General features: G+C 65.6%; 16 protein-coding genes. 4 read left to right on the top strand and 12 right to left on the bottom strand.

The window, feature by feature from the left end:
* The first annotated feature begins 92 nt into the window (after positions 1–92).
* Together NUG20_RS19955 and NUG20_RS19950 are read left to right on the top strand one after the other, a co-directional pair.
* Positions 93–557 carry a winged helix-turn-helix transcriptional regulator gene (locus tag NUG20_RS19955; protein WP_263396119.1) on the top strand — a complete coding sequence of 155 codons (465 nt, stop codon included), beginning with the start codon at positions 93–95 and terminating at the stop codon, positions 555–557.
* Between the two features lie 258 nt (positions 558–815).
* Entirely contained in the window at positions 816–2,396 is a 1,581-nt protein-coding gene (locus NUG20_RS19950) for an SDR family NAD(P)-dependent oxidoreductase (protein WP_263396118.1), read from the top strand.
* A gap of 61 nt (positions 2,397–2,457) precedes the next feature.
* Here NUG20_RS19950 and NUG20_RS19945 read toward each other — a convergent pair whose 3' ends face one another.
* From NUG20_RS19945 to NUG20_RS19895, 11 genes are all read right to left on the bottom strand, one after another.
* Positions 2,458–2,754: a hypothetical protein gene (locus NUG20_RS19945; protein WP_263396117.1), complete on the bottom strand. Its 297-nt coding sequence runs from the start codon at positions 2,752–2,754 to the stop codon at positions 2,458–2,460.
* Between the two features lie 7 nt (positions 2,755–2,761).
* Positions 2,762–3,226: a hypothetical protein gene (locus NUG20_RS19940; RefSeq protein WP_263396116.1), complete on the bottom strand. Its 465-nt coding sequence runs from the start codon at positions 3,224–3,226 to the stop codon at positions 2,762–2,764.
* 427 nt (positions 3,227–3,653) lie between these two features.
* Positions 3,654–4,121, bottom strand: a complete 468-nt coding sequence (locus tag NUG20_RS19935; protein ID WP_263396115.1) for a metallophosphoesterase family protein — start codon at positions 4,119–4,121, stop codon at positions 3,654–3,656.
* 161 nt (positions 4,122–4,282) lie between these two features.
* On the bottom strand, positions 4,283–4,723 hold the full coding sequence (locus tag NUG20_RS19930; RefSeq protein ID WP_263396114.1) for a DUF3592 domain-containing protein: 441 nt from the start codon (positions 4,721–4,723) through the stop codon (positions 4,283–4,285).
* 251 nt (positions 4,724–4,974) lie between these two features.
* A complete protein-coding gene (locus NUG20_RS19925; RefSeq protein ID WP_263396113.1) occupies positions 4,975–5,373 on the bottom strand; it encodes a VOC family protein in 399 nt (132 codons plus the stop codon).
* Positions 5,374–5,473: 100 nt separating this feature from the next.
* Complete coding sequence (locus tag NUG20_RS19920; protein ID WP_263396112.1) at positions 5,474–6,115, bottom strand: DUF2625 domain-containing protein; 642 nt, start codon at positions 6,113–6,115, stop codon at positions 5,474–5,476.
* Between the two features lie 209 nt (positions 6,116–6,324).
* Complete coding sequence (locus NUG20_RS19915; RefSeq protein ID WP_263396111.1) at positions 6,325–6,690, bottom strand: nuclear transport factor 2 family protein; 366 nt, start codon at positions 6,688–6,690, stop codon at positions 6,325–6,327.
* Positions 6,691–6,868: 178 nt separating this feature from the next.
* Complete coding sequence (locus tag NUG20_RS19910; RefSeq protein WP_263396110.1) at positions 6,869–7,090, bottom strand: hypothetical protein; 222 nt, start codon at positions 7,088–7,090, stop codon at positions 6,869–6,871.
* A 64-nt stretch (positions 7,091–7,154) separates the two neighbouring features.
* A complete protein-coding gene (locus tag NUG20_RS19905; RefSeq protein WP_263396109.1) occupies positions 7,155–7,658 on the bottom strand; it encodes a hypothetical protein in 504 nt (167 codons plus the stop codon).
* A 310-nt stretch (positions 7,659–7,968) separates the two neighbouring features.
* Positions 7,969–8,190 carry a hypothetical protein gene (locus tag NUG20_RS19900; RefSeq protein WP_263396108.1) on the bottom strand — a complete coding sequence of 74 codons (222 nt, stop codon included), beginning with the start codon at positions 8,188–8,190 and terminating at the stop codon, positions 7,969–7,971.
* A 180-nt stretch (positions 8,191–8,370) separates the two neighbouring features.
* The gene (locus tag NUG20_RS19895; protein WP_263396107.1) at positions 8,371–8,721 is read right to left on the bottom strand and encodes a hypothetical protein; all 351 of its coding nucleotides are present in this window, start codon (positions 8,719–8,721) and stop codon (positions 8,371–8,373) included.
* Positions 8,722–9,098: 377 nt separating this feature from the next.
* Here NUG20_RS19895 and NUG20_RS19890 point away from each other — a divergent pair, with 377 nt between their 5' ends.
* Complete coding sequence (locus tag NUG20_RS19890; RefSeq protein ID WP_263396106.1) at positions 9,099–10,142, top strand: integron integrase; 1,044 nt, start codon at positions 9,099–9,101, stop codon at positions 10,140–10,142.
* A 34-nt stretch (positions 10,143–10,176) separates the two neighbouring features.
* Here NUG20_RS19890 and ilvD read toward each other — a convergent pair whose 3' ends face one another.
* Complete coding sequence (gene ilvD, locus NUG20_RS19885) at positions 10,177–12,015, bottom strand: dihydroxy-acid dehydratase (protein ID WP_263396105.1); 1,839 nt, start codon at positions 12,013–12,015, stop codon at positions 10,177–10,179.
* A 302-nt stretch (positions 12,016–12,317) separates the two neighbouring features.
* On the opposite strand from ilvD, the gene NUG20_RS19880 reads away from it, so the two are divergent.
* Positions 12,318–12,857, top strand: coding sequence for a DUF1190 domain-containing protein (locus NUG20_RS19880; protein WP_263396104.1), 540 nt, complete (start codon positions 12,318–12,320; stop codon positions 12,855–12,857).
* Positions 12,858–12,884 lie beyond the last annotated feature (27 nt).

The following is a 12,884-nucleotide window of genomic DNA, read 5'->3' as shown; positions in this document are numbered from 1 at the left end:
TCGCTAACTAGTTTCGATTAAAAACCAGTAACAGCGTGTCGCCTTTGGTTTTAAAATGCAACCGATAGCGCACTCGGCGAAGGAGAGACGGCATGGCCAGACGCAGCAAGCACTCCACCCAGCCGTGCCCGGTGGCGCGTTCGGTGGATCTGATCGGCGAGCGCTGGGCGCTGCTGATCCTGCGCGATGCCTTCGACGGGATCAGCCGCTTCGGCGATTTCCAGCGCAGTCTGGGCATGGCGCGCAACATCCTGGCCGATCGCCTGCGACTGCTGGTCGAGGCGCAGATCCTGGCGCTGCGGCCGGCCGCCGACGGCAGCGCCTACCAGGAATACGCGCTCACCGAGAAAGGCGAGCAGCTGTTCCCGCTGCTGCTGGCGTTGCGGCAATGGGGCGAGCGGCATCTGTTCGCGTCGGGCGAGGCGCATTCGCGCCTGCTCGATCGGCGTACCGGCAAGCCGCTGCCGGCGATGCTGCCGCGCGATGCCGCCGGCCGCGCGCTCAAGCCGCGGCAGACGACGGTACGCAAGGTCGACGCGCCCGCCGACGGCGCATGAGCGCGGCGCCGGCGCCTGGCGCGTGGAGCGTGAGGACAGGATCGAGGCGCAATCCGCGCCGACATGGCGCCGGCACCCCTGATCGGCGAAAATGTCGCCTGGCCCGCCCATCCCGGTCGGTCGCAACGTCCCTAGCGCTGCCGCCTCCCGTTCGCCGCAAGCGCCCGGCGCGCCGCATCGCTGTTTCTACCGCTGTCTTTCGTCGGCGTTCTGCCGCGCCTTTCGCCACGGCTCGCCGCCGCTCATCCCGGATCCGTCTTGAACACCACCGCCTCGCCCCCCGCCACCGACGACCTGCCCCTGACCGAACGCCTGCGCGTCGCCCTGGACCTGCTCGAAGCCATCGACGCCGACCGCAGCGTGCTCGATGCATTGCCCGAGGCCGACCGCGTGCGCCTGCACCAGGTGGTGGCGAAGGTCTATCACCCGGAACCCAAGGCGCGCCGGCAGTTGCTCAAGCAGCAGGCGCGCGAACGCCACCAGGAAAAGGTGCGCAAGGCCGAGGCGCTGCTCGAGCAGACCGGCATCCGCGCGCTGCGGCGCAAGCCGGTGTTCAGTACGCCGAACTACTTCCCGCCGCATGCCGCCGGCCTGCACGACGCCGGCAACGCTGCGGCCGAAGAACCTGCGGCGCCGCATTCGCCCGAGTTGCGCCACTGCTACGTGTGCAAGCAGAAGTTCACCAAGTTGCACCATTTCTACGACCAGATGTGCCCGGCCTGCGCCGAGCTGAACTACTTCAAGCGTACCGAGACCGCCGATCTGCGCGGGCGCGTGGCGCTGCTGACCGGCGGCCGGGTCAAGATCGGCTACCAGGCCGGACTGAAGCTGTTGCGCGCCGGCGCCGAGTTGATCGTGACCACGCGCTTCCCGCGCGATTCGGCCGCGCGCTACGCGCAGGAGCCGGACTTCGCCGAATGGGGCCACCGCCTGCAGGTGTTCGGCCTGGACCTGCGCCACACGCCCAGCGTCGAGGCGTTCTGCAGCCAGCTGCTGGCCACGCGCGAGCGGCTGGACTTCATCGTCAACAACGCCTGCCAGACCGTGCGCCGGCCGCCGCAGTTCTACGCGCACATGATGGCCGGCGAAACCGCCGCGCTGCACGAACTGCCCGAGCACGTGCGCCGCCTGGTCGGCCACTACGAGGGCTTGCGCAGCCCGGAACTGCTGCCTGCGGCGTCGGCGACCACGTTGGCGGCGGGTCAGGGCCACGGCATCAGCGGTGCCGATGGCCTGACTCGCGCCGCCGAACTGTCGCAAGTGCCGCTGCTGGCCGACGAGCTGCTCGGCCAGCAGCATCTGTTCCCGGAAGGCCGGCTGGACCAAGACCTGCAGCAGGTGGACCTGCGCGGGCGCAACTCGTGGCGCCTGCTGATGGCCGAAGTGCCGTCGGTGGAGCTGCTGGAGACGCAGCTGGTCAACGCCATCGCGCCGTTCATCATCAACGCGCGGCTCAAGCCGCTGATGCTGCGCACGCCCGAACGCGACAAGCACATCGTCAACGTGTCGGCGATGGAAGGGCAGTTCTACCGCAACTTCAAGACCACCCGGCATCCGCACACCAACATGGCCAAGGCCGCGTTGAACATGATGACCCGGACCTCGGCAGCCGATTACCAGAACGACGGCATCCACATGAACAGCGTGGACACCGGCTGGGTGACCGACGAGGATCCGGCCGAGATCGCCGCGCGCAAGGTGCAGGAAGAGCGCTTCCATCCGCCGCTGGACATCGTCGACGGCGCCGCGCGCATCGTCGACCCGATCATCCACGGCTTCAACACCGGCGAGCACGTGTGGGGGCAGTTCCTGAAGGACTACGCGCCGACGGATTGGTGAGTGGGCGGGGAGGCCATGCGTCGCCGGCCCCGCTGGAAACCGCTGGAAACCGCTGCGCGAATCAGCCCTGCCGGCGCAGCCGGTGTGCCTTGAACAGGGTTCCAAGCCAGGTGGCCAGCCGGCCGGTCATCCAGCGCAGACCGAGAAACCAGAGGCAGGCAGGCCACACCAGCACGGTGATCGCGAGCGTCAACAGCCAGAGATCGAATGCCGTGATCGTGCCGGCCACGTAGCAATCCCCGCGAGGCGGGCAGCCCAACTCCGCGTACAAGCGCTCGATCCTGTCGGAGAGCGCCAACGGAACGTAGGCCAGCGCGAGCCACCACAAGGATTGGACGATGCGCTTGAGAATGGCCATCTGCGCCTCAACCGGATTGGTCGGAGCCGACCGTGGAGGCGGCCTGGTCGCGTTCGCGGCCCCAGAATTCCACCATGATGGTCATGGCGGTCCACACGATCAGCGTGGGTTGGACCTTGCCGGGGATGACATCGTGCCCTCTGAGCATGAGGTCGGCCATCCGGGGAAGCGTCAGCACGAGCACGACCGTATAGATCGCATAGACCACCCTGTGCCGGCTGCTGGAGATGAAGAGAATGGAAATGACGATGCCGGCGAGCATGGTCAGCACCACGCCGAACTGCCAGTCGTTGAGCTTCTCGGTACCGGCGAGGACCAACCCCAGCACGGCCCCGAAGAACATGTTCATGCCGTTGAGGTTTGCCTGATATTCGTCCTTGGACATTTTTCCAAGGCCCATCTTGCCGAAGCTACCGCCGAACTTTTTCCACATAAGGCATCCCCGTTTTTCCGCGCGATGTACGTCGTCCATTCCCATTGCATCGGGCGCCTTGGTAGTGCCTTGCGCCCCCGCGCGGCCTCTGCCCTGTTTCCCGTCCCCGTAGCGCCGGTCAAGCCCATGGCCCGCGACCAACTCTAGCGGAGATTGGCGATGCCGGCAGCAGCGATCGCCGCCGGCGCAATTGGGGGCGGCATGGCGCCATGCATCGGCGGGCGCGAGCGCGGCCGTGGAGCGAGATGGCGCCAGACGTTCTTGGCCATCGCCAAAGCCGCGATCGGCTGTCGCATCGTGCGGATCGCGTGATCGCCGGTGAGCGCCCGATCTGGGCGCCGGGTATCCGCGAAAGTGGCAACGCGTCACCAACCACTGCGGCCGTGGCTGCCGTGTCCTCTGCGCGCTGCAGCGCGGTCCAGCGCTTACATGCCAGTTCCATGCTTGCATGACGCCTGCAGCCGTCTCACACCAAGTTCAACAGCTCGCCGCGGACGCCGTCGGCCTGCAGATGCAGATAGCCGACGCTGATCGGCAGACTGAAACGGCGCGGGCCAGCGCTGCCGGGATTGATGTACAGCACGCCGTCGCGGGTCCGCAGCAAGGGTTTGTGCGAATGCCCGCTGACCACCACGTCCACGCCCGCCGGTTCGCGCGCCAGCGTCTTCAGGTCGTGCAGCACGTGCAGGCGCACGCCTGCGATCTCGACGTCCAGGACGTCGGGCAGCGCCTGTGCCCATGGCGCGGTATCGATGTTGCCGCGGATTGCGTGTAGCGGCGCGATCGCGCGCAAGGCGTCGAGGATGTCCGGCTTGCCGACGTCGCCGGCGTGCACGATCGCGTCGCAGCCCTGCATCGCCGCCAGCGCCTGTGGCCGCAGCAGGCCGTGGGTGTCGGAGATCAGGCCGATCCGCAATGGCTGGGTTGGGTGCATGGGCGCTGTCCGTAACGGAGAGGTGTCATTAGCCTAACCGGGCAGTGCATAAAGGCATGTCGTCAGAAGATCGCTTTCGACAGCTGCTGCTCAAGCGTAGGCGCACGGTCGAATCGTTGCGAGCGACCTTCCGATCCGCATCGGCTGGGTGGCGCCTGCGTTCAACGCTGTTGCTGCGGACGGACTGCACCGCGGCTGCGACGAACGACTCTTGCCACGCCGGCGATGGCGAATATCAGGCCCATGCCTCCCATGACCACGGGCACGCCCCACAGCGCACCCGGATCATCGATCACGGCGCTGCCCGACGGCCACTCGGGCAGGTAACGCACCCGCACCGTCTGACCTGGCCGATGGATGGAGATGAAGCCGCCCTGGGGATAGGATATTTTTTCGCCAGCACCTGTCGTGAAGGCGATCTCAGGATGCGCGCCGCCGGCGTTCAAGCGGCTGACGACGCCATCGGCGGTCTGTGCGCGAGCGAGGAATTCGTGCCGGTCAAGCGCGAGACCGGCCGCAACACCCAGTAAGACGAGCCCGAGCAGCGCGAACAGCAGGCCCAGCAATATGTTCCCGATACGGGACGCGGCGTCGTCGGACATGGGTTCGGTGTTCGTCCATGAAGAAGGGCGGGCAGGATAACGAAGAAGCCTCGCTGGCGCATTCCCGACGCCACCTCGAGTCGTTCCTTCGACCAGGCAGCCGGGAGCGCTATCGCTCCGACCATCATTGTGAAACGCTGCCGAATGGCGTTCGATTGTGGAGCGAACGAATCCAGGAAGCTGCCCGACAACCCGAGCGATGCACCGATTCTCGCACTCGCTTCAAAGCGCCGCTGAGCGGTATGCGGGTGTCAGGGCGTCGAATTGAGGACGGCCTCAAGACGATGGCCGTCGGGATCGACGACGAACGCGGCGTAGTAGCTGTCCCCGTAGTCCGGACGCAGCCCGGGAGCGCCATTGTCCTGGCCGCCGTTTTGCAGCGCCGCCGCATGAAAGGCGTCGACGGCAGCATGGCTGGCGGCAGCGAAGGCGAGATGGAATCCAGGGCCGGGTGCGCACGCGTTCGCGCCCCTGAGCTTGATCGCCAACCGGTCGCCGCCGCCGGGCAGGCCGTAGCCCACCGCTTGATCGTCGTCTCCCGGGGTCAGGTCTTCCCACACGCGCACGTAGCCGAGCGGCAGAAGCGCCGCGTCGTAGAAGCGCGCCGAGCGCTCGATGTCGGAAACGCCAAGGGAAATGTGGTGGAGCATAGGGATGGATGTCTCTCGAGGACTGGGCGATTGGGAGGGCCGGCCGGACGACCTGGCTCTGCGCCGGCCATGGCGCCGGCGAAGGCGCCTGGATTGCGGCTCATTCCGCGCAGCCGGCCAGCGTCGTATTGAAAGCGAATTGCTCCGCGACATCGATCAGTCTACGGGAGCTGGATTCGACGGACCCTTCCTCGGTCGAAAGAAACGGAAAGAAGTTGAAGCATTGGGCTCCATCGGCTTGCTTCACGTCGGCTTCCCAGCCGTGCCAGCGCAAGCCTTCGTAGAACAGGTCCAGGCGGTCGCTGAGCGCCCAGCAGAGGAAGTCGCTGTAGCCGATGTCCATGGCCTCCCATCGCAGCGTATCGGGCGCAAGGTAGTACATCGCGCCCAGATCGCTCCCGAGGCTGCCGCCGTTCAACGAGAAGAAGCCGCCCACCACGTCGTCCGCGACCAGCAGGTGACCCGAAGACCGGTCGGCGTTCCACCCGACGATGTCGCGCGGCAATTTCGGATGTCCCGAACCGAGGATGCGCAGCCAACCGTGATCGATCAACAGCCCGCCGGTCTCGTACGCGATGGCGCCCATGGGCGAGCGCGTGGTGACCTGGAGGCCGACCAGGGCCTCGCCGCGCTGCTGCGAAGGCGGAAGGACCTCGAACGGACGGCTAGCTTCGGAAAGCCATTGCCTGACCAGCGGCATCGCTGCGTCGTCGCCATCGAGCAGTTCTTGAAGCGTTCGCATGAATATCCGATCTGTATGGAGCCGACCCGCGAAGTGGGATCGGCTTGAATGAGTCGTTGTTCGCGAGCAAGGCGGCCATGAGCCAAGACGCTGCGACCGGGGGAAGATCCATGCGATCGTAACGTCCTCGAGGGCGATCGAAGAGCGCCCTCTGTCGCCCGGTCGGTGGCTGGCTGCAACTCCCACTGCTTGGGGTGATCCAGGATCGATCAGGACTCGACCACGTAGGCGTTCAACTCGGCCATCAGGCCGTCCTCGAAGCGCCACACGTCGCAGTACGCATGCTCGACTTCTTGCCCGCTCGATCCCTTCAAGGCGATCACGCCGATCGCCGCAAGGAACTGACCTTCCGCGATCATCCGATGAACCCGGAACACGGGCGGTTGCTTATAGGCCTCTGCCATCCATTGGCGCACGGCGTTCTTGCCCCTGAGCGTCCGGTCGCCGATGAAGTTCCATACCGTGTCTTCCGTGCAGTGGCGCAGGAAGCCTTCGAAATCGCCGCGGGAAATGGCTTCGTTGGCCTTCTCCAGCGTCTGTTTGTGCAGGTTCCCTCGTCTGCCAGGTGCTCGCACAGTAGCTGTCCGGGCGTTGCGAGTTCGTCATGAAGTCTCGCCACGTGAGGCGCGCCGCGAACGGTGCCGGCGTGACGCAGTCGAATGCCAGGTCCAGGTCTTGGGCAGCCACACCTGCTCGGCAAGTTCTCGGCTGCGGGCTCGGGTCGAACGACGTGCCAGGGGCACAAAAAAGCCGCTAGTCCGGCAGGAGCGCGCCATTGCGGGCGATCTTTGCACCACAAGACGGACACGACCAGCCCCCGAGCATCGCTTCCCGGGTGCTTGAAGGCTTGCGGAAGCGAGGCAACGCCGTGTTGCATCTAGGGCAGAACTTGCGAGGTAGCAATAAGCCGAGCAGCAAGACGGCCAGTCCGCTAGCCAGGCCGGCAACAATCACTATCGCGATCAAGACTTCCATGAATCCTCCTGGCGCCAAGGCCGAATCGGCTGCACCGTGAAGCGGCGCCAGCTGGAACGAGTCGTTAGGCCTCAATCTGCAGGCCCACAGCAATGGAGGCCTCTCGAAGAGAGGTCTCCCAAAGTACGAAGCCAGCGGTCTCAGGAGACCACAAAGGGCGCAGTGGGTCCGGGTCAACGCACCAGCGGCGAAATAGAACCAGGAGTTGCCGAACGGTATCGGCACTTATCGGATGCGCCAATTCCAAGTCCAAGGTGGTGCCTTTGCCCCGAATATCCTTGTACTCAGGTAGCGAGCCTAGCCATCCAAAGAACTGCTCCTCGTCCTCAGGAGCGAAGAATGTCGGGCCCTCGAAGGAGATGATCACGGTGTTCAATTCTTGATCCAAAGCGTTTTCGACTTGAACGAGTTCCTGGGCCACATCATCAAAATACGAACCAGCAGATAACTGCGGCAACACACAAAGCAATTGCCCCCAACCAGCGTGGATGAAAGGACAAGGTCGTGGTAGTGGATGCTGGAAGGATGCCTGACTCGAGCTCCGAGATGATACGGGAGAGCATTTCATCTTGGAACTTCCGGTACTCCGGGTCTTTGATGCGGATGTCCGCATCGTGCAGGTAGTGTATGGCCCGGGATGGGAGCGGAATGCACAACGTCTCGGAGAACTTCCGCGCTGAAGTATCCCAGGCGCGGACTTCGGAGGCGTTGGTCGGAGAGGTTCGCGTCATCAACATCATCTCGAATGACGATTGCGCCTGCATTGAATGACACGACGAGCAGCGTCAGCACCAAGAGCCGGGACATATGCGATTCCTTTGGAGTGGCCACGTCTGAACTAAGCCGAGCCGCGAAACGGCTTTGCTTGAACAAATGGCTTAGGCCGTCGCTACGCGTCCTGGCCGCCAACCAAGGAGGCGGGCAGGCAAGAACAGGATGGCCTGTAGGAACGCGAACATGGCAGAGAACGTGATCCCCACAAGGCGGAACGGCAGGGTGAGCAACCACACGATGGGCCACAGGACCAAGGCCAGCAAGGCCAGCGGCCAGCACAGCACAAACAGAAGGCACCAGACAACGATGGCAATTAGCGCTTTCACGACGCGGCTCCTTGGCCGGTGAGCGGAATCGCAAGGATTGCAGTCCCATGGCAGTGGGGCGACTGGCGTGCGACGAACTGGCCAAAAGGGCGGGTAAAACGCCAAATACAGTGTACCGCCCACCGGGCCCTGGTGGCACGCCGCTGCGGGTCCGCTTGACCGACTGGTTAGGCGTCGACTTTAGTTGTTCAGCTGAATATCTATGGCAGTTTCTGAGTCAAGCCATTGAGTGCAGTCGTTACTGCCCCGGACTGTGACCGTCTTGCCTGATGTGATTGCCGCGAGAAGTACTGCTGTCTGGATCTTTGCCGCCGGCCAGGCGTTATTGATTACCCACCGATCAATGTATGTGTTGCAGGAAGGCTTCCCTGTCTTGGTACCTCCTTGCAAAACGAAGAACATGAGTCCGGCTGATGTGGCGCTGGATCCAAATTGGCCGTGATCGATTCTGACCGTGCCAGTCTGCTCCCCGGCATTTGCTTGGGCGGTTGCAAGGGTCAGCAGCGTAAGGGCAAGAAGTAGCGCGCGCATGGTTTCTCCCAGGTTGATAGGAAAGGGTATTGACGGGGTGGGCAAAGAGTAGCGAGTGCGAGGCCTAACTACTATTCGAAGACAAAACGTCGCGTAATCCCGGTGTGTAGTCCGGGATTTCCGATAGCGATATGGCCGAGAGGCCCCCTTGTAGCAACGATCTTCCCCGATGGTGGGGTGTATTCCTGTGCGTAACCATGCCGCATTCCAGTTGCGGGAGCCATGGTATGGGACGCTATCACTCCGACGGGGCGCTTTCAACGCGAGGCGCGGCATCGTGCCGGCGTGCGGTCGATGGGCCTGAGGGGGCGGCATTCCCGGACCCTCGGGCGCCACGCCTCCTCGACCGGCTGCGTGCGCGTATCCGGCGCCTGGGGATGGCCAAGCGCACCGAGGAGGCGTACGTCGGTTGGGTGCGCCGTTTCATTCTGGCCAACGGCAAGCGCCATCCCGATGTCTTGGGCGAGCAGGACGTGGAGCGGTTCCTGACCGCGCTGGCGGTACGCGATCGCGTGGCGCCGTCCACTCAGAACCAGGCGCTGGCGGCGTTGTTGTTCCTGTATCGCGAGGTGCTGGGGCAGGAGCTGCAGTGGATGGAGCGGATCCAGCGGGCCAAGCGTCCGCAGCGGCTGCCTACCGTGCTGACGCGGGATGAAGTGGCGGGCGTGCTGGCGCAGATGCATGAACGCCATGGCCTGATGGCGTCGTTGCTGTACGGCACCGGGATGCGATTGATGGAATGCGTACGCCTGCGCATCAAGGACATGGACTTCGCCAGGGGTGATATCGTCGTGCGCGATGGCAAGGGCGGCAAGGATCGGCGCACGACGCTGCCGCTGTCCTTGCGCGAGGCATTGCTGGCGCAGCTGGAGCGCGCGCGCCGGGTGCACACGCGCGATGTTGCGGCGGCGGCGGCGGCGGCGGTGAGGTGTGGCTGCCGGATGCGCTGGCACGCAAGTTCCCGAACGCGTCGCGGGAGGTCGGCGGCAGTCAGTCTCTGTTTCCGCGCCGCGATGCAGCGTGACCCGCGTAGCGGCGCGATCCGGCGCCATCATATGGACGAGAAAGGGCTGCAGCGTGCGGTCAAGGCCGCGTGTCGCGCGGCGGGGCTGACCAAGCCCGCCAGCTGCCACACCCTGCGGCATTCGTTCGCCACGCACCTGCTGGTGGCCGGCCACGATATCCGCACCGTGCAGGAGCTGCTGAGCCACAAGGATGTGGCCACCACGCAGATCTACACGCATGTGCTTGGGCGCGGGCCTCGGCGGTGCGCAGCCCGCTGGATGGGCTGGGCGTCGGCGGTGAGTGACGCTGCCGCCAAGAAAAGCAACCCGGCTGTGGGCGTTTGTGGTCAGGCGTCGGGGCTGATGGCCCGAGGCCACCCAGAGTCCCTCCCGCAGCGCAATGCCAGGACATTATGAAGACCGCGAAATCCGCGGCCTTCATGGCAACGCCTCAGCCGTCCAGCATTGCCTTGTCGCGCACCGCGCCCTTGTCCGCGCTGGTGGCCAGCAGCGCGTACGCCTTCAGTGCGGTGGTGACCTTGCGTGGGCGCACTTCGACCGGCTTCCAGCCTTGGGCGTCCTGTGCGGCGCGGCGGGCGGCCAGTTCGGCATCGTCGACCAGCAGGTTGATGCTGCGGTTGGGGATGTCGATCAGGATCTTGTCGCCGTCGCGGACCAGGCCGATGGCGCCGCCGGCGGCGGCTTCCGGGGAGGCGTGGCCGATCGACAGGCCGGAGGTGCCGCCGGAAAAGCGGCCGTCGGTGAGCAGGGCGCATTGCTTGCCCAGGCCCTTGGATTTCAGGTACGAGGTCGGATACAGCATCTCCTGCATGCCGGGGCCGCCCTTGGGGCCTTCGTAGCGGATCACCACCACGTCGCCGGCCTTCACTTCGTCGGCGAGGATGCCCTTGACCGCCGAATCCTGGCTCTCGAACACCTTGGCGTTGCCTTCGAACACGTGGATCGATTCGTCCACGCCGGCGGTCTTGACCACGCAGCCGTCGAGGGCGATGTTGCCGTACAGCACCGCCAGTCCGCCTTCCTGCGAGTAGGCATGGGCGACGTCGCGGATGCAGCCGGCTTGGCGGTCGGCGTCCAGCGTCGGCCAGCGCGTGGCCTGGCTGAAGGCGATCTGGGTCGGGATGCCGGCCGGGCCGGCCTTGTAGAAGGTGTGCACGGCGTCGTCGTCGGTCTGGGTAATGTCCCATTGCGCGATGGCGTCGCCGAGGGTGCGGCTGTGCACGGTGGCCTGGTCGGTGTGCAGCAGGCCGCCGCGCGCCAGTTCGCCGAGGATGGAGAGGATGCCGCCGGCGCGGTGCACGTCTTCGATGTGGTACTTCTGGATGTTCGGCGCGACCTTGCACAGCTGCGGCACGTGCCGCGACAGGCGATCGATGTCGCGCAGGGTGAACGGCACTTCGCCTTCCTGCGCGGCGGCGAGCAGGTGCAGGATGGTGTTGGTGGAGCCGCCCATCGCGATGTCCAGGGTCATCGCGTTCTCGAACGCGGCGAAGGTGGCGATGCCGCGCGGCAGCGCGGTCGGGTCTTCGGCGCCGTACCAGCGGTGGCACAGTTCGACCGCGGTGCGCCCGGCCTTCAGGAACAGCTGCTCGCGGTCGGCATGGGTGGCGACCACGGTGCCGTTGCCGGGCAGCGCCAGGCCCAGCGCTTCGGTCAGGCAGTTCATCGAGTTGGCGGTGAACATGCCCGAGCACGAGCCGCAGGTGGGGCAGGCGCTGCGTTCGAACGCGGCGACCTTTTCGTCGGAGGCGTTGGGATCGGCGGCGATCACCATCGCGTCGATCAGGTCCAGGTTGTGGTCGGCGAGCTTGGTCTTGCCGGCCTCCATCGGCCCGCCGGACACGAACACGGTGGGGATGTTGAGGCGCAGCGCGGCCATCAGCATGCCGGGGGTGATCTTGTCGCAGTTGGAGATGCACACCAGCGCGTCGGCGCAGTGCGCGTTGACCATGTACTCCACCGAGTCGGCGATGATCTCGCGGCTGGGCAGCGAGTACAGCATGCCGTCGTGGCCCATGGCGATGCCGTCGTCCACGGCGATGGTGTCGAATTCCTTGGCCACGCCGCCGACGCGTTCGATCTCGCGCGCGACCAGTTGGCCGAGATCCTTCAGGTGCACGTGGCCGGGCACGAACTGGGTGAAGGAGTTGGCGATGGCGATGATCGGCTTGTGGAAGTCGGCGTCCTGCATGCCGGTGGCGCGCCACAGCGCGCGCGCGCCGGCCATGTTGCGGCCGTGGGTGGAGGTCTTGGAGCGATAGTCGGGCATGTGGGGGTGTCGTGCGGTCGGAAGGCGGGCGGAATGCTGGCGGAAGTGGTCGGCCCGGCAGGGCGCAAAGGGTTGCATTCGCAACCTTTTGCGCCGGGCGCAAGGCCATTGGCCACGTTATCACGCGGTCTGCACGGCTGCCTTGCCGGCGCTGAACCGGCATGGTGCTACATCGTGTGGAAGACGCCACGGCACCTGGCCGACGGTGAGGCGATGCGGATGAATGGGCATGCGCGGTGCCGGCGATTTCCGTCTTCGGCCGGAAGCAGGCATCATCGCATTCTGAGGTCCGGGAGGAGACGATGAAACGATCCAAGAAGGCCGCGCTGTTGCTGATGGGCACCGCGCCGCTGCTGTTCACCGCCTGCGAGCGCGAGGCCAAGACCCAGGAGGGGCTGTATACCTCGGTGGAAGCCTGCGCGGCGCAGACCCACGACATCACCACCTGCCGCGAGGCGTTCAAGCAGGCGCAGCAGCAGTCGGCCGAGCAGGGACCCAAGTACGCCAGCCGCGAGCAGTGCGCGCAGGAGTATTCGGCCGAGCGTTGCGTGGAACAGCGCGACCATCAGGGGCATTCGTTCATCGGCCCGCTGATGACTGGCTTCTTCCTGTCGCAGATGCTCAACGGCAACCGCATGGCCGGCTTCAACGCCGCGCCCGCGTACCAGGACCGGCAGAGCCAGTGGCAGCGCCCGGCGACCGGCGCCGGTGCCGGTGCGGCGACCAGCCTGCGCGGCAACCAGACCATGACCCATATCGGCGCCACGCCGAACCGCGCGGTCACCGTCAGCCGCGGCGGCTTCGGCAGCTCCAGCGGCGCGCGCGGCAGTTTCGGCGGCTGATCGCCGCGCTCACGTCGCACCAGCCAA

Origin of the sequence: Xanthomonas sp. CFBP 8443 (assembly GCF_025666195.1) — a bacterium.
Classification (GTDB): Bacteria; Pseudomonadota; Gammaproteobacteria; order Xanthomonadales; family Xanthomonadaceae; genus Xanthomonas_A.
The sequence above is the reverse complement of the archived record's forward strand: the minus strand, read 5'-3'. Positions and strand labels throughout refer to the sequence as shown.